Genomic DNA, 20062 nt, shown 5'->3' with positions numbered 1-20062 from the left:
TAGAGGGCAGCTTTTTTTGAAGGAAGGATTTTAAATATGAACTATCCGAATTGGTTATCGCAGCGAGCCTATTTAAGCGGAAACCGAATGGCGCTGTCTTGTGGAGATCAGGAATGGACGTTTTCTGAAATCGACCATGTAGCTCAGGTGTATGCTGGAAAACTGACGGCATTCGGTCTCCAGAAGAATTCGCGTGTGGCAATCCTTGCGAAATCAAAACCTGAATTCGTCTTTATGATGTATGCCTGCCTTCATATCGGCTGTGAGATGGTCATGCTGAATGAACGATTATCCGCCGTGGAATTGGCTTATCAACTTGAAGATTCAGCAGCTCAATTTGTCCTGGCTGATGATGAATTGATTGGGAAAATTGAGGATTCGAATGCCATTTCATTCAGTTCGATCCGAACTGGAGAATCAGTTGAATTTGAAATGCAAGAAGAATGGGAGCAAGGGCGGACGATTTCAATCATGTACACCTCGGGAACAACAGGAAATCCGAAAGGGGTCCGCCAGACAGCCGAAAATCATTTTTCAAGCTCGGTGTCCTCGGCTTTAAATATTGGTATATCACCGGATGATGTATGGCTTTGTGCAATGCCGCTGTTCCATATTAGCGGTTTTTCGATATTGATGCGTTCGCTCCTATACGGCATGGGGGTTCGGCTGTATACAAAGTTTGATGCCCAAGAATGCGCAGAGGAATTGCAGGAAGGCACTGTCACCCATATGTCGGTCGTTGGAGTCACGCTAGAGCGGATTCTCAGTGTTTTAGATGAACAGAAAATGATGGTTTCGCCGAAATTTAAGACCATGTTGGCAGGAGGCGGGCCGATTCCGGTTGCTTATATCCAGCGCGCTGAAGCCTACGGCATTTCAGTATTGCAAACATATGGCATGACGGAAACCTCATCACAAACGACAACATTGCAGCCGGCAGACGCAGAGCGGAAAATTGGGTCTTCCGGAAAACCTTTGTTTCTTTATAAAGTCAGAATTGATGGTGCAATGAATCCTGGCGAGGTGGGAGAAATTCATATTCGCGGACCGCAAGTGACTCCCGGCTATATCGGCCGTTATTCGGATTTGCCCGTGCAAGAAGACGGCTGGCTGCATACCGGGGATATTGGTTATTTAGATGATGAAGGATTTCTGTTTGTCGTAGATCGTCGTTCAGATTTGATCGTCTCGGGAGGAGAAAATATTTATCCTGCGGAAATCGAAAAAGTGCTGCTTGGCCATCCGGCTGTGCGTGAAGCAGGGGTTTGCGGAATGCCGAGCGATGAATGGGGAGAAGTTCCGGCTGCATTTGTCGTGCTGAATGATGAAATTGAGCTTGATGAATTGCTCGCGTTTTGCCGGAAACAGCTGGCTTCCTATAAACTCCCAAAATCGATAAAATCGGTAGCTTCCTTGCCGCGCAACGCTTCGAATAAACTGCTGAGAAGAGAACTGAACGCATGGAAGTGACTATCATAGATATCGAACTGCACCATGTGAAAAAGCCGCTTAAAAAGCCCTTTAAAACGGCATTACAGACGGTCATTGAACGTGAAGGCATCCTAATTCGGGCAATAGATGACGAAGGCGTTGAAGGGTACGGGGAATGCGTTGCTTTTTCCACCCCTTGGTACACGGAAGAAACAATTGCGGGATGCCGGTTCGTATTAGAACAGGTCTTAGTTCCATTATTATTGAATCAAACCTTGAAGTCTCCTGGGCAAGTACAAGAACTCTTCAAATCCATCAAAGGCAACCGAATGGCAAAAGCAGCCCTAGAAACGGCCATTTGGGATTTGTTCGCGAAAAAGCAAGGAATCCCACTATGGAAATATGTCGGTGGCATCAACAAACCAATTCCGGCAGGTGTTGTGGTTGCGGCGGATGAAGACAAAATGGCGTTGCAAGTAGAAGCGGCTGTTGCCAAAGGCTATAAACGAATCAAGTTGAAAATCACTCCAGCATCCAATACGAGCTTGCTAAAAGGGTTCGTCGCCAGATTCCCGGATATCCTGTTTTTTGCAGACGCAAATGGCGGATTTAATGAAGGGTCATTCAGTAAATTGCTGAGGTTTGACTCGATTGGCTTTGCACTTATTGAACAGCCATTCAGTGAAAAAGAGTGGCAGCTTCACGCACGGGCGAAAAAGGAAATGAAGACGCCTATCTGTCTTGATGAAAGCATCCATAGCTTAGAAGATGTTCAGCGTATGATTGAACTGGAAGCAGGGGATGTTATCGTACTAAAAATGGGGCGGCTTGGCGGTTGGAGTGAAACCTTGAGCATTGTCGAACTGTGCCGGATGAATGGAGTCCAAATGTGGGTCGGCGGCATGATTGAGTTTGGTGTTTCAAAAGCGCATAATTTGGCGCTGGCATCCTTGCCTGATATATCGTTGCCTGGTGATTTTTCCGATTCAGACCATTTCTGGCATGAAGACGTTATTGAGCCAGCGATACATGTAAAATCTGGAGAAATCGCCCTCCGTTCAGAAAATGGCATAGGTTACAACATAAAGTTTTAGATGAATGCCTGAATTCTTGCCGAATTCAGGCTTTTTCTATGGTAACATGACAATAACGATTTTGTTGAAAGTGGGGGCAAGGAATATGCAAAAAATTGCTGCTATTGAAATCAAGAATTTAGCGGTTGGTTTGCCGGAACTGATGAAGTATGGCGAAGGAAAAGAGATGAAAACTGCCATACGCAAAAAAAACATAGAAAGAGTATTTTTATCAAAAGATAAATTCCACGGAGATGACGTAGCCGATTTGAAACACCATGGCGGCCCAGATCGTGCTGTCTGTATTTATCCGTATGAACATTATGCGTTATGGGAGAAGGAATTTGGCAAGCCACTCCCCACTGCTGCTTTTGGGGAAAACGTCACCGCAACAAATATGATTGAAGATACAGTTTTCATCGGTGATATTTACCGGCTTGGAGACGCCCTTATTCAAATAACCCAAGGCAGAGTGCCCTGCCATACTATTGATCGCAACCTTGAATTGACGCCTTTGATGAAAGTGATGGTAAAGACAGGGTTCACCGGCTATATGTGCCGGGTGTTAGAAGAGGGGCATGTAAGTGCCGAATCCACCATAGAGCTGATTGAACAGCATCTCCAAAAAGTTTCTGTACTCTATACCAACCAAGTATATTTCCATGAACCGAGAAATATAGAAGGAATCCAAAGGATTCTGGCTGTTCCGGAACTGGCGGACGAATGGCGCGGCAAGTTTGAAATCCGGTTAAATAATTTGTTGAAAAAAAGCTAGTTACGTAGAGGGATTCCTCCTTATACAGAAATTTATGGCCACATCTGAATTGATGTTTCTAAGGAAACGCCGGAATCCGTAATAGGAAAATCCGGCTTTTTTTCTGGGCTGCTTTATGGATTTTATCAGTTGATCGATAAACTTCCGGCACGGTGAATGCGCCGGCGATATGAAAAAGCGCGGACAAAAGAAATTGCCATTAGCTAAAATTAGAAGGAAGTGAAAGATATGTTTTTAAAAAGGATTAGTTTATTACAAGAACGGATAGAATTTGATGACCGGTACCCGTTTAATATCCCTTCGCTGAAAAATCTTGACAGCTTGGACCTGACCAGCGCTGTTACTTTTTTTGTCGGGGAAAACGGCTCAGGCAAATCGACGCTTTTGGAAGCCATTGCTAAAAAATGCGGATTCAATACAGCCGGTGGCGGCCGCAACAATACATACGATGTTTACGGAGCTGAATCTGCTCTGGGCGACTATATCCGCCTGTCCTGGATGCCGAAAGTAACGAACGGTTTTTTCATGCGGGCGGAATCGTTTTACCATTTTGCTACCCATATTGATGAAATCGACAGCAGCGGCTTTCAGGCATACGGCGGCCGGTCATTGCATGAGCAATCGCACGGCGAATCCTTTATTTCTTTGTTCCTAAACCGTTTTAACGGCCGGGCGCTGTATTTGCTTGATGAACCGGAAGCGGCACTTTCACCCCAGCGGCAATTGGCATTTTTAAGAATCCTGCACGATTTGACGACCCAAGAAAATTGCCAATTCATCATCGCGACGCATTCGCCAATTTTGTTAGGCTATCCGGGTGCGACGATTTTGAATTTCGATGCAAGTTCTATAAACGAAATCTCCTATGAAATGACCGACCACTACCGGATTACAAAGAATTTTTTGGATCATCGCGAGAAGTTTTTAAAAGAGCTGTTGGAAGGCGGGGAAGGGGAATAAATGGCCTTTAACATAGCATTAAGTTTCCAAGAATTGATGTCTGTGGGAGAGCAGGAGCGGCAAACTGTTTTGGCAGCAGGCTTTTTTCTTGTTATATTACCGGCAGGAAAGCCAGCCATATCGAAATAGGATTTGCACTCGGACAGAGTAAGAAGGTTTTCTATATTTTTCGACTGAAGAAGTGAATAACTTGGCTATATGCCTGACAGCAGTAAAAGTAAGGAAATGGGTTTAATGCCAGTAAACTGGAATCGAAAAGTCTTCATCCGACGTTTCCAGCAGCTGACGCTCTTGCAAATCTCCCTTTATCCAAATGGCATTAAAAGATATATCGATACTGCCCGCTTTTTGAACTAACAAACCAAGGTGCCAGGATTCCTCCTTCGTTTACTAGTAGTAAATCTACGATATTTCCAATAATATCCCTGAATTTAAAGTGATTCATCTCCAAATAATATAAAAGGCATGGAACCAGGATTTTCCGGTTCCATGCCTTTAACGGAGCATTGCTTTAAAGCTTATTGTAATGCAGTTTCGAGCACTTGGAGGTTTTTCTCCATTAAAGTGAAGTAAGTTTCTTTGTTATCAATGTTTTCCTGGGTCAGCACACCAAGGTTATGCATTTGCAATGCTTCAGCCCCGACTTCATTACGGATGACTTCTGTTAATTTTGAAGAAACATTCTGTTCAAAAATGATGTAATCAATATTCTTCTCTTTGGCCAAATCAACAATTTCCGTAAGTTCTTTTTGTGACGGCTCATCTTGGCTATTCAGCCCGGCGACCGGAATTTGTTCAAACCCGTACGGTTCTGCGATATAGCCAAAAGCAGAGTGGGAGACGAAGAATGTTTTATTCGTTACCCGTTTCGATAAATCAGTGAACGATTGGTCGAGTTCTTCCAGTTCATCGATCAGCTTTGCGTAATTGGCGTCATACATTTCAGTGCCTTCCGGATCTGCTTCTGTCAAAGCATTTTTAATGGATGCGGCTAATTTTTGGCTAAGCACCGGCGATATCCAAACGTGCGGGTCAGTGTCGCCATGGGTGTGCCCTTCATGGGCATCGGCTTCGTGTTCTTCACTATGCTCGTCTGCATGTTCTTCATGCACTTCTCCAGACTCCAGTTCTTCGTCTGTAATAGCGTCTGATGCAGCAATAAATTTTACGTTTTCATTTTTCAAAGTCTTTTTCGCATTGTCAATAAATCCTTCCAGACCAAGGCCGACATAGAACATCAAATCTGCTTCAGCAAGAGCAATCATATCTTTTTGCGTTGGTTCAAATGTGTGTTCGTTTGCTCCGGCAGGATAGATGGATTGGACATTGACGCGTTCTCCGCCGATGCGCTCGGTAAAGTAAGTCAATGGGTAAACGGTTGTATAGACATCGATTTTGCCGGTTTCTTCAATATCAGTTTGAGAGTCGCCAGACTGGCCGCAAGCACCCAGTATTAAAACAAGAATAAACAAAGGAATTAATTTTTTCATAGTAGTACCTCCAAAGTGTAACGGTTACGTTTTTTCGACATTAGGTTATACTACACGAAACTGCTTGAAAACACAAGAAACCCCCTAATTATTTTTTAGGGGGCCATTCTTCGGGAACAAAATCGATTCCGCCTTTATGGAACGGGTGGCATTTCAAAATTCGTCGTATTGCCAAATAAGCGCCTTTTACAGCACCGTGTTTCTCGACCGCTTCAATGCCATAATGCGAGCATGTCGGATAAAACCGGCAGCTTGGCGGTGATAGAGGTGAGATAAACCGTTGGTAAAAACGGAATAGTTTTAACAACGCGGTTTTCATGAATGGTCAGCTCTTTTCGGATAGTTTGGAAAATCCTTTAATGTTTATTGTAAGGACTCCAGAGGTATTAATAAAGTATATAAGCTTAATCAACCTAATTGGAGAGTGATTTGAATGTCAGCGGAATTAAATCAGGAATTAAATGTACAAGTGGCCACATGGTCAGTAGTCTACACAAAACTACATAATTTTCATTGGTATGTGAAAGGGCATCAGTTCTTTACGTTGCATGTGAAGTTTGAAGAATTGTATAACGAAGCGACTTTGCATATGGATGAGATTGCCGAACGCTTATTGGCGCTTGGCGGCAAGCCGGTTGCGACGATGCGTGAACAGCTGGAGCTTTCGGTTGTGGAGGAAGCAACAAGCAAAGAAAGTTCGGACGAAATGGTCCAAACGGTCGTTTCCGACTATGACAAAATCATGAAATCGTTAAAGCGCGGCATGGAATTGGCTGCAGAAGACAACGATGACATGACAGAAGATATGTTGAATGCGATCCACCAGAACTTAGAAAAACATTCTTGGATGTTATCAGCATTTCTGGGCGAAAAGAAGTAAAATAGAAATAATGAAGCGTACACTGATTCTTCAGTGTACGCTTTTTCTGATTGCCTAGAGGTGAATACGGATGGAATATAAAGATTTGAATGGCTATACATGTGAACTATCCTTTGTGCCCGGACATTTTTCAATAGCGAGCGAACATGTGCTGGTGATTGCGAAATTCAAAGGCCGCTGGCTGTTGACCGATCATTTGGTGCGCGGGCTGGAATTCCCGGGTGGCAAAGTCGAAGCAGGGGAAAGTTTAGCCGCCGCGGCAAAACGGGAAGTGTATGAGGAGACCGGAGCCATTATTGAAAACTTGGAATGGCTGGCAGAATACGTAGTTTATTCGGAGAAGCCATTCTGTAAAACGGTCTTTTTGGGAAGAGTCAGCCGGATGGAGGACAGCCTGTTGCTTGAGACAGCCGGTGCAGTACTGTCAGATGAATTGGCACTCGACGGCCGCTTTAGTTTTTTAATGAAAGATTCAGGTATGAAGGAAATTTTGGAGAAGGTGAAAAGCATTGGAAAATGGAATGATTGAATCGAAAAAATGGTACCCGTCGCCAAATCCGCATGTCCGGATGCAGGAAATCGTCTACTGGTCGGAAGGCTTGAAAGTGAAAGGTTTGCTGGCAGAGCCAAAAACATCTGGCGACTACAGCGGTGTGCTGTATTTGAGAGGGGGTATCCAATCGATCGGAATGGTGCGCCCGGCGCGCATTGCTCAGTATGCCGCACAAGGTTTTGTCGTTTTTGCGCCTTATTATAGAGGCAACCGCGGAGGAGAAGGAAAAGACGAATTCGCGGGTGCAGACAGATGGGATGCGGTTTATGGAGTGGATGTCTTAAAAGCGCGCTGCAATGGAAAAATTCATTTGCTGGCATTTTCCAGAGGCGGCATAATGGCGCTTTGGACAGCCATTTTGCGAGATGATATCACATCTGTGGTCACATGGGCTGGGGTAACTGATACGGTATTGACATATAAGGAGAGGCCGGACATGCGCCGCATGATGAAACGGATATACGGCGGTACGCCAAATACTGCGCTCGCAGCTTATGAAGAGCGAAATCCACTGTTGCGTTTAGAAGAAGCGACAGCTCCGTTTCTTATCATCCATGGACTTAATGATGAAAATGTCTCACCTGGGCAAGCTTATTTACTCGAAGAAGCATTGAAGATGAATAATCAGCCGCACGAGACGTGGTATTTTCCAGACTACACGCATTTCTTTCCGCCGGTGGCAAATCGCCGGACGGTGCGGGCGGCTGCGGAGTGGATGAAAAGGCAGGAATAAATTATTAGAAGCTGTCCGTTCAAGGGCAGCTTTTTGAAAATGATAAAAGCCATCCGCATAAGCGAATGGCTTTTTTTATGATAGGTTATTCTGCTGCGGAAGGTCCGCCTTGAACACTGATGTCAGAAGAGACAGTGCCGAATTTTTTAAAGTTTTCTTGGAATTGGCGAGCCAATTCCTTTGCTTTTTTGTCGTATGCTTCTTTGTCAGCCCAAGCATTGCGTGGGTTTAACACTTCAGTCGGCACACCAGGAACTTCTTTTGGAACTTCAAAGCCGAAAACTGCTTCTTTTTCTGTTTCAATGTTATTTAGCTCACCGTGGATAGCTGCGCGTACCATTGTGCGCGTATAAGACAGTTTCATGCGGTTTCCTACGCCATATTCTCCACCAGTCCAGCCAGTGTTGACAAGGAAGACCTGAACGCCATGCTCATCAATTTTTTTGCCGAGCATTTCCGCGTAAACTGTTGCGTGAAGCGGAAGGAAAGGCGATCCGAAGCACGTAGAGAATGTTGCTTCAGGAGAAGTAATGCCGCGCTCAGTTCCGGCCAGTTTAGATGTATAGCCGCTCAAGAAGTGGTACATCGCTTGTTCTTTTGTCAAATGGCTGATTGGAGGCAAAACGCCGAACGCATCAGCAGTCAAAAAGACAATCGTTTTCGGGTGTCCTGCTACCGACGGATCGACGATATTGTCAATTGCCTGGATCGGATATGCAGCACGCGTATTTTCAGTCAATGAACCATCATGGTAGTCAGGAATACGGGTGTCTTCATCAACGACTACATTTTCAAGAACAGAGCCGAAACGGATAGCATCAAAGATTTGCGGTTCGTGTTCACGAGTCAAATTGATGGTCTTGGCATAGCAGCCGCCCTCAATATTGAAAACGCCGTTATCTGACCAGCCATGCTCATCATCGCCGATCAACTTGCGATTTTCATCTGCAGACAGTGTTGTTTTTCCTGTACCTGAAAGACCGAAGAACAATGTAACATCGCCTTCTGGGCCAACGTTTGCTGAGCAGTGCATTGGAAGAATTCCTTTTTCGGGAAGAATATAGTTCATAATGGAGAAAATCGACTTTTTCATTTCACCGGCATATTCAGTGCCGCCGATTAAAATGATGCGTTTTTCCATCGACACGATAATGAATGTTTCCGAATCAGTGCCGTCTACTGCAGGATCTGCGTGGAAAGTAGGTGCGTATACAACGGTGAATTCAGCTTGGTGCGCTTCAAGTTCTTCAGCAGTCGGACGGATGAACAATTGGTGGGCAAATAAATTATGCCAAGCGTATTCATTGATGGTTTGGATTGAAAGGCGGGATTCAGGATCTGCGCCGGCAAAACCTTTGAACACATACAAAGCGTCTCTCTGTTTCAAATGGTTGAGGACTTTAGCGTAAAGGTTTTCAAAAACCTCGGAAGAAATTGGACGGTTGACGCTGCCCCAATCGATTTTGTCTTTTGAAGTTTCTTCTTCTACCATATATTTGTCTTTAGGCGAACGGCCAGTGTATTTGCCAGTCTCCGCAGCAACGGCTCCATCTGCAGTCAATACCGCTTCTCCTCGGGATGTTGCTTCTTCCACTAGCTGTGGAACAGACAATTGAACACGTACATTGGGGCTATTTAATAAATCATTCAAGTCGTTTACGAAGTTTACTGAAGTCATATATGTACCTTCCTTTTCGATTATTCCCATAAAAAATGGGGAGCTTGTATATTCGAACATTAGTATAACACATTGATTCGATTAGTCTATACTAATAACTACAGAAATGCAAAGTTTCCAATCTGAGGACAGTTTTAGCTGCATTTTGAAGTTTTTAAGGTGAAAGGGCAACTTTATCGGAAAAAAGTTGACATCAACAATTACATTCCGTAAGATGGAAAATTGAACGGATACTCTTATTCCGAGCTGGTGGAGGGAGCAGGCCCTATGAAACCCGGCAACCTGCTGCAATTGCAGCGAAGGTGCCAAACCTGAAACAAGGCGCAGGGCCTTGGATGATAAGAGTGAAAGGTGCTTATGATGATTTTTCCTTTCCTTATGCAATAAAAGGAAGGGATTTTTTTGTGAAATGCCCTTTATCCTCGTGTGCAAAGGCCACAATACAACGGCTTGAAGCCCATTCATTTAGAACGGGCTTGACATGGGAAATGAGTATCAGATCAATTTCGAGAGCAATCTCGCAGGATATAAGGAGGAATACACATTTTGAAAAACCGTCGATTATTCACATCAGAATCTGTAACAGAAGGACATCCGGATAAAATTTGCGATCAAATCTCAGATTCTATTTTGGATGCCATTTTAAAAGAAGATCCAAATGCGCGCGTAGCGTGCGAAACAACTGTCACTACTGGGCTAGTGCTTGTAGCGGGAGAAATTACAACTTCTACATATGTAGATATCCCAAAAGTAGTGCGTGAAACAGTTCGCGAAATCGGCTATACACGTGCAAAATATGGCTTTGACTCAGAAACTAGCGCAGTATTGACATCTATTGATGAGCAGTCGCCTGATATCGCTGCTGGCGTTAACGTAGCGCTTGAATCGCGCGAAGGCCAAATGACAGATAAAGAACTGGATGATATCGGTGCAGGAGACCAAGGCCTCATGTTCGGATACGCTAATAACGAAACAGAAGAATTGATGCCTTTGCCGATTTCATTGGCTCATAAATTGGCGCGCCGGTTAGCGGAAGTGCGCAAAGAAGAAATTCTTCCATACTTGCGTCCGGATGGCAAAACTCAAGTAACAATCGAGTATGATGAAAACAACAAGCCACTTCGTGTGGATACAATCGTCATCTCTACTCAACACCATCCAGAAGTAACGCTTGAACAAATTCAACGCAATATTAAAGAATATGTAATCAATGAAGTTGTTCCTGCTGAATTGATGGATGCAGAAACAAAATACTTCATCAATCCAACAGGCCGTTTTGTTATCGGCGGACCTCAAGGTGATGCAGGATTGACAGGCCGTAAAATCATTGTTGATACTTACGGCGGTTACGCACGCCACGGCGGCGGAGCTTTCTCTGGCAAGGATGCTACGAAAGTTGACCGTTCAGCAGCATACGCTGCGCGCTATGTAGCGAAAAACATTGTGGCTGCAGGACTGGCTGACCGTTGTGAAGTACAATTGGCTTACGCTATCGGTGTAGCACACCCTGTATCATTGGCGTTCGATACATTCGGAACTGGCAAAGTCAGCGAAGAAACCTTGATCGATCTTGTCCGTGCAAACTTTGATTTGCGTCCGGCTGGAATCATCAAAATGTTGGATCTGCGCCGCCCAATCTACAAACAAACTGCAGCATATGGCCACTTCGGCCGCACAGATGTGGACCTTCCATGGGAACGCACTGATAAAGCCGCAATTTTGAAAGAGCAAGCTGGCATCTAATAAAACATATAGAAAAAAGACGACCTTTTGGTCGTCTTTTTCTCAACTTGTTGAGAAAGTTAACGTTGTATGAGCGAGCATTCCTTAACCGATAGTTCGCCAACCAGCTGCGAAGCTATTGGCCGAAGTTATTTTGGCCAATAGCTTTGCGACGAGCTTGCGCAGGAGCATATGTTTTAAATGCCGCGGGCGAGCGCCAAGCCTCCTCAGCCGCTCCGCGTCTTGCGGGGTCTCGGCTGTCTCGCTATCCCGCAGGCGTCTCCGCCACTTGGCTCCCTATCGAGAGAGAAGGAAACACTACCAGCGAATTTGCTCAAACAATCAGGAGTGCAGAGCATCTCCAAAGCGAATGAAAAGAAGCGACATGCAGCGGAAGGCGGCGAGCAAGTTGGGCGAAGGGAGTTCGACCAACTTGTTTGCGACGAAGCAGCGAAGCGATGCAGGAGCACCGTTTTTTCCTGCGGGAATGGTGCGAGTCCTGAGACCCCGCAGGGAATGGGTTGGGCAAAAGTAATTTGCCAACCCATTTGCGACGAAACTAGCGCAGCGATGCAGGAGCACAAGGTTTTCAAAGCGAGCGAGGAGGCTCAGGCCGCACCCCGCGGAAAGCGTCCGTCTGGAGCGCAATATGAAAAGAGCAACAAGAGTTTCTCAACAAGCTGGAAAAAAGACGACCTTTTTGGTCGTCTTTTTTTATGCATAACTCACAAATCTGATGCTAATTGAATTTTTCTGTTGCAAAAGGTAAGATGAAAATACTAATAAAACTAAAAATTCTAAAAAAACATTTTCGATTTTATTTCATTTTTTAGGGAATAGATAAAGAAGCGAAACGGCTTTTTTAAGTTTGCTGAAGCGATTTGTAGTAAGCACCTTTTTCTGCGTATTCACGGACAATCCGTTCCATGTCGATTCTGTCGTCTTCACGCAGTTCGCGAACAACTTTTGCAGGGCGTCCAAGCGCGAGCATTCCCGGTGGGATCACTTTCCCAGGAGGAACGAGGCTGCCGGCACCGATAAATGCGCCTTTGCCAACTTCGGCACCATCTAAAATGATGGATCCCATGCCGATTAACGCACCTTCTCGGATGGTGCAACTATGAAGAGTCACTTGGTGGCCAATCGTTACATTGTCTTCTAGCCGCAGGGTCTTGCCAGGGCTTTGGTGCAGCATGCAAAGATCTTGAATATTGACGTTCTTGCCGATAATGGTCGGCGAAACGTCTCCGCGAATTACGGTATTAAACCAAACCGATGAGCCGCCGCCGATCGTCACGTCTCCGGTTACCGTAACAAAATCAGCGATAAAGACAGATGGATCGATGGACGGATGCTTGTCTTTGAACGGATAAATCATAAGAAAAACTCCTTTAAGGAAAATAAATGATGCTTTAATCTTATCAAAACCAATAGAAAGGTCAAATTTTGGAAAACAAGATGGCTGATTTTGAAAGGGGAAGATTGGATGTGGAAATGGGAAGCGGCTGGACAGGCAAAAGCGGTCATCGTTCTTATACATAGTGCTTACGAGCATCACCTGCGGTACGCATGGCCAATCGAGCAGTGGCGTTCCCAGAATTTCAACGTCATCATGGGGGATTTGCCAGGACATGGAGAAGGCATAGATGTCGGGCTCGTACACGAGGAATCGTTTGATGATTATGAACAGGCGGTGCGCTTATCAGTCGAAGCTGCGCATAAAGACAGCTTGCCGGTGTTCGTTGTCGGCCATGGATTGGGTGCAACGCTCGCCATGAACGTTTTAAGCAAGAATTCTTTCGCTGTGGCGGGAGCCGTTTTCACATCGCCTTGGCTCCAGCTAATAAAAACCCCGTTCAGCTTATCGAAATCGGTGCCAGGGCTGCATAAGTTGATGGCCAATATGAAATTGGATCATGATATCCAAGTACGCCACCTGACCCGGAATATTGAAGTGATTGTTGCAGAAAACGACGATAATTTATACAACACATTGATTACCGCTGGTTGGTATAATGAACTGCAAGCGTATATGAAGGGGACTGAACAAGGGAGAAATCGATTTCCGGACATTCCGGTGTTTGTCCAGACAGGTGAAAAAGATGAGATTATTGATATTGCCGCCGCAAAACAATGGCTTTTGCAACAGGATTTGACTGAATTCAGTTTTAAAGAATGGAAAAATTGCTACCATGATTTGTTCCAAGAACCTGAGCGGGAAGACATTTTCATATCATCGCATTTGTTTATGAAGAATGTCTTGCGTTCGCTTGGGTATCTAGTAGAGTGATGGGCATATGGAGGGACACCAATGGTTTTGAAATATAGCATACTTGATCAATCGCCTATATCAGAAGGCAGCACCCCGCAAGAAGCATTAAAACAAACCGCTGAATTGGCGAAAAAAGCGGAGGAATGGGGCTATACCCGGTTCTGGGTTTCTGAGCACCATGATGCAACGACGCTCGCCGGATCTTCACCGGAAGTGCTCATTGCCCATTTAGGTGCAGTGACTAGGAAAATCAGGCTTGGCTCTGGAGGGGTCATGCTGCCACATTATTCAGCGTTTAAAGTGGCAGAGAATTTCAAATTGCTTGAAGCGCTGTATCCAAAGCGTATTGACGTGGGCGTCGGGCGGGCACCAGGCGGCATGCCGCGTGCGAGCTACGCGCTGAATGAGGGCGGCAAGCGGGATGCTAGCCGTTTTCCTGCCCAAATCGACGATCTTCGCATGTATTTGACCGATTCCATTCCTGAAGAGCACCAGTATTACGGAATGAAGGCAACGCCTGTCACGGAATCGCCGCCGCCGATTTGGGTATTGGGTTCGAGCCAAAGTTCAGCGGAACTTGCGGCTGAAAAAGGGCTGCCTTATATGTTCGCCCAGTTTATCAACGGGGAAGGCGGCCAAAGTTTCGCGCGTACATACCGCGACCGCTTTGTTTCTAATGGCGGCAGCGCCCCTTATCAAGGAGTCGCCATTTTTGTAGTGTGCCAGGAAACGGAAGAGGAAGCGGAACGCGTGGCTTCATCAATGGATTTAGCGCTTGCTATGGGTGCGCAAGGAATGCCGTCAAAAGGCACACCGCCACCGGAAAGAGCAATGAATTATCCATATTCTAAATTTGAACGGCTCCTTGTTGAAGAAAACCGCCGGAGAATGATTGTCGGAACGCCTTCCCAAGTGGTGGACAAGCTGGAACATTTGGCCGCATCCTACGGGGCGGATGAAGTGATGCTAGTCTCAATCGCTTACGATTTCCAAGCGAAACTAAAAACCTTCCAATTGGTTGCTGAAGAAATGAAAAAACGCCAGGCGGCTTAATCCGCCTGGCATTTTTTAGTTTACTGTACTTCAAGTGCCGCAAAATGTTTGGTAAGGACCGCTTGTTGGTTCTGGCGGCTGGGCGTATTCCGCCTGTTCTGTGGAGTGTGCAAACGGATCTGCCAAAACAGCAAGCAAGCGTTCAAGAACGCGGTAATCTCCTTTGACCGCAGCTTCAAGCGCGGCTTCTACTCGGTGGTTCCGCGGAATGACTGCGGGATTGCTGCTGCGCATCAACTCTAGTACTTCTTCTTTTGATTGCTGCTGCCGGCTGAGTCGTTCTTGCCAACGGCTATGCCATTCGGTAAATTCAGGTGCCTCGAATAATTCTGCCGCTTCCAGTTTGCCGAAAGTCAAAGCTACAAAGGTATTGGTGTAATCAGCTTCGTGTTCTTGCATTAATTTCAACAAATCGTCGATTAATGATTCATCTTCTGCTTCTTCATTGAAAAGGCCAAGCTTGGAACGCATGCCAGCATGCCAATTTTCGTGGAACTGTTCCGCATAAACCTTCAGCTGGGTTTGGGCGATTGCAACCGCTTCTTCTTGCTCGTCATGCAAGAGCGGCAATAAGGTCTCCACAAAACGTGCCAAGTTCCATCCGCCGATAATCGGCTGGTTGTTGTAAGCATAGCGGCCTTGTGCGTCAATCGAGCTGAACACCGTTTTTGGGTGATAAACATCCATAAAGGCGCATGGGCCGTAGTCGATGGTTTCGCCGCTGATCGCCATATTGTCGGTGTTCATGACGCCATGGATAAAGCCCACTAGCTGCCATTTAGCAATTAATAAGGCTTGGCGTTTGGCCACTTCCTGGAACAATTTCAAGTAGCGCTCTGGATCCTTAGAATCAATTTCCGGAAAGTGGCGCTGCAAGGCATAATCTGCAAGAGCCCGAACCTCGTCAATCGATCCTGCCCCTGCGGCATATTGAAACGTGCCGACACGCAAATGGCTGGCCGCTACACGGGTTAACACAGCGCCAGGCAGAAATCCGGTTTCACGGCGAATGGTTTCACCGGTCGCGACAACTGCCAAGCTGCGGGTTGTCGGAATGCCAAGAGCATGCATTGCTTCGCTGATAATGTATTCACGCAGCATTGGTCCTAACGCTGCCCGGCCATCGCCACCGCGTGAGTAGGCTGTTCTTCCTGAACCTTTTAACTGGATATCGAATCGCTGCCCATCTGGTGTAATTTGTTCACCAAGAAGCAACGCGCGCCCATCGCCAAGCATTGTCAAATAGCCGAATTGGTGTCCGGCATAAGCCTGGGCAAGAGGATTCCCTCCTTCAGGAGCCCGGTTACCGGCAAGCACCGCTACACCTTCTTCACTCTCAAGCGCCTCGGCGTTCAATCCTAAGTGGCCCGCTAGCGGCTTGTTAAGAATGGCGAGCTTGGGTGAGCTTACAGGGTTCGGGTTCATGCTCGTATAAAATTTATCCGGAAGGCTGGCATAACTATTGTCTAAATTCCATCCGATTTCGGTTTTATCGATTTTCTTTGTCATTAAAATCCCCTTCTTCTTTTTGGCTTTTATGTCGTGAATCCAGGAACGGCTGGTTTGTTATTACTTATCTACATACCCTTTTGCTGTGAAGGTAAAGCCCTAAAACCGACGAAATCATATTAATGGCAGATCAAAAAAGAAGGACAGATGCCAATGTTGAAACAGCTGTCCTTCTCTCATAGGTGAAATTAATTTTTTTTAAGCTTCTTTTCAACTGCAACAAGAAAAGGAGGTGAGTGCTGTTGGTTGATGAAGCCATATTGCAAGACGTCGAAATTGGTTTGGGGAAGTGTACGGACAAATTCCATAACGGCATCCCGTTCTTCACTGCCGCCTTCATGCCCGCTGTAAATGACCACTAACAGCAGCCCATTCGGCTGGAGCAATTCTAGGCATTGTTCCATAGCCGAAAGGGTGCTTTGGGACTTTGTGATAATGCTGTGGTCGCCTTTTGGCAAATAGCCGAGATTGAAGACCGCTGCAGAAATTGGGGAATCCACATATTCGCTGATTTTCGCATGGCTGTCATGGATCAGACGGACATGATGGAATCCTTCTACACGGGTTTTCGTCGCTTCAATCGCTTCTTTTTGGATGTCGAAAGCAAAGACTGTGCCGTCCGGTCCGGTAAGCTGGGCAAGAAAAAGCGTATCATGGCCATTACCGGCAGTCGCATCAATAACCCGGTCGCCACTTGCCACAATTTGTTCCAGCAAGCTTTTTGTGAAAGGCAAAACACGCTGCAAGCTCATGATGTCGCACTCCCAGTAAAAAGTTTGCCTTGCCAGCTTTCACGGCGCAATAATTCCGTGTCAATGCCGTTCAAAACATCCCATTTGTTGACGCTCCACATCGGCCCGATCATCAAATCAATCGGACCATCCCCGGTGATGCGCTGGACTACCATTTGGGGAGGCAGCACTTCCAGTTGATCGGCGACCAGATTGATGTATTCCTGCTTTTCCAAAAATTCCACCATGCCTTTTTCGTATTGCTTGACCATTGGCGTGCCTTTCAATAAATGCAGCAAATGGATCTTGATGCCTTGCACATCGAGCTTCGCCACTTCGCGGGCGGTTTCCATCATCATATCCCGGTCTTCAAGCGGCAAGCCATTAATGATGTGGGTGCAAACACGGATGCCGCGTTTGCGGAGCTTCTCAACTCCCTCAACATATGAAGAGAAATCATGGGCGCGGTTGACGAGCAATGCCGTCCGTTCATGGACTGTCTGCAAGCCTAGTTCCACCCAAAGATAGGTGCGTTCGTTCAGCTCAGCCAAATAATCGACAACGTCGTCCGGCAAACAGTCGGGACGCGTTGCAATGCTCAAACCGACGACATTTTCCTGTTCAAGCGCCGCTTCAAATTTTTCTTTAATGACTGCAAGCGGGGCATGCGTATTTGTATAGGCCTGGAAATAGGCCATGTATTTGCCGTCTTTCCATTTTTGGTGCATCTTTGATTTTATTTTTTCGAATTGGACCGGAATAGAATCAATCCGGTCACCGGCAAAATCACCTGATCCGGCGACGCTGCAGAATGTACAGCCGCCATGGGCGACAGTGCCATCGCGGTTCGGGCAGTCAAATCCGGCGTCCAATGCAATTTTCATCACTTTAAAGCCAAAATGGTCGCGCAAATGGCGATTCCATGTGTAGTACCGTTTGCCATTTGAAGAAAAGGGCAATGCAGTTTCCATAAAAAACAACTCCTCTCATCGTATTGTAGCATGTGTTAAAAAAGGGCTTCAACGGCAGAAAACTCTGTTTTTACGGGTCACGAAATATTTCTCTTGTCGGGAAGCTTTAAAAAGAATACAATGACTCTTGGAATTTAGAATGAAAGGAAGACTGGAATGCCTAAACGCGTCTGGCTATTGATTATCGGAATGCTCGTGAACGTTACAGGGAATTCATTTTTATGGCCGTTAACTACTATATATATGCATGATTATCTAGGGAAATCTTTGTCGGTTGCCGGGCTTGTATTAATGGTGAACGCAGGAGCGGCAATTATCGGCAACTTGCTTGGCGGCCTGCTTTTTGACAGAATTGGGGGATACCGTTCTATCATGGGCGGAATCATCGTGACTACACTTGCGCTTACTGGTCTGACGGTTTGGCACGATTTTATGCAATTTGCCGTTTTTTATACCATCATCGGTTTTAGCGGGGGAATTGTTTTTCCAAGCATGTATGCAATGGTGGGAACTGTCTGGCCAGAAGGCGGAAGAAAGGCGTTCAATGCCATTTATCTGGCACAAAATGTCGGCGTCGCAATCGGTCCCGCACTTGCAGGATTTTTGGCCGCATACAGTTTTGATTATATTTTTGCGGCGAACTTAGGGATGTACATTCTTTTCTTTTTGATCGCCTGTTTTGGATTCAAGTCGTTGTCAATTTCGCCAATGAGCCATACGTCGGTTTTTAACGAGAAAAAGAAAATCCGCAAAGCTGCACCTTTTTATGCACTGATGATTGTATCGATAGGCTACTTGCTTTGCTGGATCGGCTATGTCCAGTGGCAGTCCACAATTTCCACATATACACAGGAGATTGGAATCACTCTTCCGCAGTATAGCCTCCTTTGGACAGTCAACGGTTTATTGATCGTTTTGGGCCAGCCCTTCATCCAACCAATCATTAAACGAATCGAAGACAATATCAAACGCCAGTTGGTGATCGGCATCATCATTATGATGGTGTCATATATCGTGGTCGCATTTGCTGAAGAATTCAGTATGTTCATTATCGCGATGGTCATTTTGACTATTGGCGAAATGTTTGTATGGCCTGCTGTACCGGCACTTGCCAACCAATTGGCGCCAAAAGGCCGAGAAGGATTTTATCAAGGCATTGTCAACAGCGTAGCAACAAGCGGCCGCATGATCGGCCCGCTTTTTGGAGGATTGATGGTGGATTTGTATGGAATGCCAGCGCTTTTCTTGGTCATTACTTTATTGGTCAGCGTTTCCATCGCCACTTCGCTCTTATACGATTATCCATTGAAAAGAGCGAAGAAAGAACAGCTTCAAGAAAATTATATGCAGTGAAAAGCGACCGGCGGCCTGGAATGGGCCGCTGGTTTTATTTATTTAGAAGTGGTTGACTCAATTGCTTCCGCTTTTCCGGATTGCCTTTTATTGGAGAGTTTGCTTAAATTGTATATGAAAGCGCTTTACCGGAACGATTCAATCACTGGATTTTAAAAGGGGGGCTTTGGATGAAACCGATTTATGGATCTGCTCAAGAAGCAGTGGAGCAAATACAGGACGGCGCGACAATCATGGTTGGCGGGTTCGGTTTAGTGGGGATCCCGGAACAATTGATTTTAGCGCTGGTAGATAAAGGGGTAACTGATCTGACTGTAATTTCGAACAACTGCGGGGTAGATGATTGGGGTCTCGGATTGCTGTTGAAAAATAAACAAATCAAAAAAATGATTGGTTCGTATGTAGGTGAAAACAAAGAATTCGAACGACAAGTGCTGTCCGGCGAAATTGAAGTTGAATTGACGCCGCAAGGAACTTTAGCTGAAAAAATGCGTGCTGGCGGAGCTGGAATCCCGGCGTTTTTCACGCCAGCTGGAGTTGGGACGACTGTTGCGGAAGGCAAGGAAATCCGCGAATTCGATGGCAAAGAATATGTGCTTGAGCATGCGTTAAGAGCGGATTTCGCATTGGTGCGCGCTGCCAAAGCTGATAAAATGGGCAACCTTGTCTATAACAAGACGGCACAAAACTTTAATCCTTTGGCTGCCGCGGCAGGCAAGATAACGATTGCCGAAGTGGAGGAGATTGTGGCTACCGGAGAAATTGATCCGAACCATGTCCACACTCCAAGCATTTATGTGCAAGGACTTTTGCAGGCGAAACAAGAAAAACGCATTGAACGTTTAACAACTCGAACAGTTTAAGAAAGGGCGGGGAAT

Annotated in this window: 20 protein-coding genes and 1 riboswitch; of the genes, 13 read left to right on the top strand and 7 right to left on the bottom strand. The window is 45.9% G+C overall.

Annotated features, from left to right (window positions below):
- Positions 1 to 36: 36 nt before the first annotated feature.
- The 5 genes from FQV28_RS03670 to FQV28_RS19430 all read left to right on the top strand — a co-directional run bounded on the left by FQV28_RS03670 (position 37) and on the right by FQV28_RS19430 (position 4596).
- The gene (locus FQV28_RS03670) at positions 37 to 1470 is read left to right on the top strand and encodes an o-succinylbenzoate--CoA ligase (RefSeq protein WP_146494252.1); all 1434 of its coding nucleotides are present in this window, start codon (positions 37 to 39) and stop codon (positions 1468 to 1470) included.
- Positions 1461 to 2525: an o-succinylbenzoate synthase gene (gene menC, locus FQV28_RS03665; RefSeq protein WP_146494251.1), complete on the top strand. Its 1065-nt coding sequence runs from the start codon at positions 1461 to 1463 to the stop codon at positions 2523 to 2525. Before FQV28_RS03670 ends, menC begins: the two co-directional genes overlap by 10 nt.
- 85 nt (positions 2526 to 2610) lie before the next feature.
- Positions 2611 to 3279, top strand: coding sequence for an MOSC domain-containing protein (locus FQV28_RS03660; protein ID WP_146494250.1), 669 nt, complete (start codon positions 2611 to 2613; stop codon positions 3277 to 3279).
- Positions 3280 to 3507: 228 nt separating this feature from the next.
- Complete coding sequence (locus FQV28_RS03655; RefSeq protein ID WP_146494249.1) at positions 3508 to 4239, top strand: AAA family ATPase; 732 nt, start codon at positions 3508 to 3510, stop codon at positions 4237 to 4239.
- A gap of 234 nt (positions 4240 to 4473) precedes the next feature.
- Complete coding sequence (locus FQV28_RS19430; RefSeq protein WP_255472789.1) at positions 4474 to 4596, top strand: hypothetical protein; 123 nt, start codon at positions 4474 to 4476, stop codon at positions 4594 to 4596.
- Positions 4597 to 4757: 161 nt separating this feature from the next.
- Here FQV28_RS19430 and FQV28_RS03650 read toward each other — a convergent pair whose 3' ends face one another.
- Positions 4758 to 5729 carry a metal ABC transporter solute-binding protein, Zn/Mn family gene (locus FQV28_RS03650; RefSeq protein ID WP_146494248.1) on the bottom strand — a complete coding sequence of 324 codons (972 nt, stop codon included), beginning with the start codon at positions 5727 to 5729 and terminating at the stop codon, positions 4758 to 4760.
- An 88-nt stretch (positions 5730 to 5817) separates the two neighbouring features.
- The gene (yidD, locus tag FQV28_RS03645) at positions 5818 to 6048 is read right to left on the bottom strand and encodes a membrane protein insertion efficiency factor YidD (RefSeq protein WP_146494247.1); all 231 of its coding nucleotides are present in this window, start codon (positions 6046 to 6048) and stop codon (positions 5818 to 5820) included.
- A gap of 114 nt (positions 6049 to 6162) precedes the next feature.
- Between yidD and FQV28_RS03640 the strand changes: the two genes are divergently transcribed.
- From FQV28_RS03640 to FQV28_RS03630, 3 genes are all read left to right on the top strand, one after another.
- Positions 6163 to 6609, top strand: a complete 447-nt coding sequence (locus FQV28_RS03640; RefSeq protein ID WP_146494246.1) for a Dps family protein — start codon at positions 6163 to 6165, stop codon at positions 6607 to 6609.
- 70 nt (positions 6610 to 6679) lie between these two features.
- On the top strand, positions 6680 to 7138 hold the full coding sequence (gene ytkD, locus FQV28_RS03635; RefSeq protein WP_146494245.1) for an RNA deprotection pyrophosphohydrolase: 459 nt from the start codon (positions 6680 to 6682) through the stop codon (positions 7136 to 7138).
- Entirely contained in the window at positions 7119 to 7895 is a 777-nt protein-coding gene (locus FQV28_RS03630; RefSeq protein ID WP_146494244.1) for an alpha/beta hydrolase family protein, read from the top strand. The genes ytkD and FQV28_RS03630 overlap by 20 nt, the downstream gene beginning before the upstream one ends.
- 85 nt (positions 7896 to 7980) lie before the next feature.
- On the opposite strand, the gene pckA is transcribed toward FQV28_RS03630, so the two are convergent.
- Complete coding sequence (gene pckA / locus FQV28_RS03625; RefSeq protein ID WP_146494243.1) at positions 7981 to 9573, bottom strand: phosphoenolpyruvate carboxykinase (ATP); 1593 nt, start codon at positions 9571 to 9573, stop codon at positions 7981 to 7983.
- Between the two features lie 233 nt (positions 9574 to 9806).
- Positions 9807 to 9918, top strand: a riboswitch (SAM riboswitch).
- Between the two features lie 198 nt (positions 9919 to 10116).
- Between pckA and metK the strand changes: the two genes are divergently transcribed.
- The gene (metK, locus tag FQV28_RS03620; protein WP_186763773.1) at positions 10117 to 11316 is read left to right on the top strand and encodes a methionine adenosyltransferase; all 1200 of its coding nucleotides are present in this window, start codon (positions 10117 to 10119) and stop codon (positions 11314 to 11316) included.
- An 841-nt stretch (positions 11317 to 12157) separates the two neighbouring features.
- Here metK and FQV28_RS03615 read toward each other — a convergent pair.
- Positions 12158 to 12673 (bottom strand): gamma carbonic anhydrase, encoded by a 516-nt coding sequence (locus tag FQV28_RS03615; protein WP_146494241.1) that lies wholly within the window; start codon positions 12671 to 12673, stop codon positions 12158 to 12160.
- 108 nt (positions 12674 to 12781) lie between these two features.
- On the opposite strand from FQV28_RS03615, the gene FQV28_RS03610 reads away from it, so the two are divergent.
- Together FQV28_RS03610 and FQV28_RS03605 are read left to right on the top strand one after the other, a co-directional pair.
- Positions 12782 to 13585 carry an alpha/beta hydrolase gene (locus FQV28_RS03610; RefSeq protein WP_146494240.1) on the top strand — a complete coding sequence of 268 codons (804 nt, stop codon included), beginning with the start codon at positions 12782 to 12784 and terminating at the stop codon, positions 13583 to 13585.
- A 21-nt stretch (positions 13586 to 13606) separates the two neighbouring features.
- Positions 13607 to 14620 (top strand): LLM class flavin-dependent oxidoreductase, encoded by a 1014-nt coding sequence (locus tag FQV28_RS03605; RefSeq protein ID WP_146494239.1) that lies wholly within the window; start codon positions 13607 to 13609, stop codon positions 14618 to 14620.
- Positions 14621 to 14650: 30 nt separating this feature from the next.
- Here the strand turns inward: FQV28_RS03605 and FQV28_RS03600 are convergent, their stop codons facing one another.
- From FQV28_RS03600 to mnmL, 3 genes are all read right to left on the bottom strand, one after another.
- Complete coding sequence (locus tag FQV28_RS03600) at positions 14651 to 16129, bottom strand: protein adenylyltransferase SelO (protein WP_146494238.1); 1479 nt, start codon at positions 16127 to 16129, stop codon at positions 14651 to 14653.
- A 188-nt stretch (positions 16130 to 16317) separates the two neighbouring features.
- The gene (gene mnmM / locus FQV28_RS03595; RefSeq protein WP_146494237.1) at positions 16318 to 16881 is read right to left on the bottom strand and encodes a tRNA 5-(aminomethyl)-2-thiouridylate-methyltransferase MnmM; all 564 of its coding nucleotides are present in this window, start codon (positions 16879 to 16881) and stop codon (positions 16318 to 16320) included.
- Positions 16878 to 17831, bottom strand: a complete 954-nt coding sequence (gene mnmL / locus FQV28_RS03590) for a tRNA modification radical SAM protein MnmL/YtqA (RefSeq protein ID WP_146494236.1) — start codon at positions 17829 to 17831, stop codon at positions 16878 to 16880. Before mnmL ends, mnmM begins: the two co-directional genes overlap by 4 nt.
- Positions 17832 to 17987: 156 nt before the next feature.
- On the opposite strand from mnmL, the gene FQV28_RS03585 reads away from it, so the two are divergent.
- Positions 17988 to 19184 (top strand): MDR family MFS transporter, encoded by a 1197-nt coding sequence (locus FQV28_RS03585; protein WP_146494235.1) that lies wholly within the window; start codon positions 17988 to 17990, stop codon positions 19182 to 19184.
- Positions 19185 to 19354: 170 nt separating this feature from the next.
- Positions 19355 to 20047, top strand: a complete 693-nt coding sequence (locus FQV28_RS03580; protein WP_146494234.1) for a CoA transferase subunit A — start codon at positions 19355 to 19357, stop codon at positions 20045 to 20047.
- Positions 20048 to 20062 lie beyond the last annotated feature (15 nt).

Origin of the sequence: Planomicrobium sp. CPCC 101079 (assembly GCF_007859275.1) — a bacterium.
GTDB lineage: Bacteria > Bacillota > Bacilli > Bacillales_A > Planococcaceae > Planococcus.
Note: the sequence above shows the minus strand (reverse complement) of the source record. Positions and strands in the feature narration are given on the sequence as shown.

What these genes read in the sequence shown, in the direction of transcription:
- FQV28_RS03650 (WP_146494248.1), bottom strand. Translation starts at nt 5,729, where the DNA reads ATGAAAAAATTAATTCCTTTGTTTATTCTTGTTTTAATACTGGGTGCT.
- FQV28_RS03605 (WP_146494239.1), top strand. Translation starts at nt 13,607, where the DNA reads ATGGTTTTGAAATATAGCATACTTGATCAATCGCCTATATCAGAAGGC.
- FQV28_RS03655 (WP_146494249.1), top strand. Translation starts at nt 3,508, where the DNA reads ATGTTTTTAAAAAGGATTAGTTTATTACAAGAACGGATAGAATTTGAT.
- FQV28_RS03660 (WP_146494250.1), top strand. Translation starts at nt 2,611, where the DNA reads ATGCAAAAAATTGCTGCTATTGAAATCAAGAATTTAGCGGTTGGTTTG.
- FQV28_RS19430 (WP_255472789.1), top strand. Translation starts at nt 4,474, where the DNA reads ATGCCAGTAAACTGGAATCGAAAAGTCTTCATCCGACGTTTCCAGCAG.
- FQV28_RS03615 (WP_146494241.1), bottom strand. Translation starts at nt 12,673, where the DNA reads ATGATTTATCCGTTCAAAGACAAGCATCCGTCCATCGATCCATCTGTC.
- yidD (WP_146494247.1), bottom strand. Translation starts at nt 6,048, where the DNA reads ATGAAAACCGCGTTGTTAAAACTATTCCGTTTTTACCAACGGTTTATC.
- menC (WP_146494251.1), top strand. Translation starts at nt 1,461, where the DNA reads ATGGAAGTGACTATCATAGATATCGAACTGCACCATGTGAAAAAGCCG.
- FQV28_RS03640 (WP_146494246.1), top strand. Translation starts at nt 6,163, where the DNA reads ATGTCAGCGGAATTAAATCAGGAATTAAATGTACAAGTGGCCACATGG.
- FQV28_RS03670 (WP_146494252.1), top strand. Translation starts at nt 37, where the DNA reads ATGAACTATCCGAATTGGTTATCGCAGCGAGCCTATTTAAGCGGAAAC.
- FQV28_RS03610 (WP_146494240.1), top strand. Translation starts at nt 12,782, where the DNA reads ATGTGGAAATGGGAAGCGGCTGGACAGGCAAAAGCGGTCATCGTTCTT.
- FQV28_RS03600 (WP_146494238.1), bottom strand. Translation starts at nt 16,129, where the DNA reads ATGACAAAGAAAATCGATAAAACCGAAATCGGATGGAATTTAGACAAT.
- FQV28_RS03580 (WP_146494234.1), top strand. Translation starts at nt 19,355, where the DNA reads ATGAAACCGATTTATGGATCTGCTCAAGAAGCAGTGGAGCAAATACAG.
- FQV28_RS03585 (WP_146494235.1), top strand. Translation starts at nt 17,988, where the DNA reads ATGCCTAAACGCGTCTGGCTATTGATTATCGGAATGCTCGTGAACGTT.
- pckA (WP_146494243.1), bottom strand. Translation starts at nt 9,573, where the DNA reads ATGACTTCAGTAAACTTCGTAAACGACTTGAATGATTTATTAAATAGC.
- ytkD (WP_146494245.1), top strand. Translation starts at nt 6,680, where the DNA reads ATGGAATATAAAGATTTGAATGGCTATACATGTGAACTATCCTTTGTG.
- mnmM (WP_146494237.1), bottom strand. Translation starts at nt 16,881, where the DNA reads ATGAGCTTGCAGCGTGTTTTGCCTTTCACAAAAAGCTTGCTGGAACAA.
- mnmL (WP_146494236.1), bottom strand. Translation starts at nt 17,831, where the DNA reads ATGGAAACTGCATTGCCCTTTTCTTCAAATGGCAAACGGTACTACACA.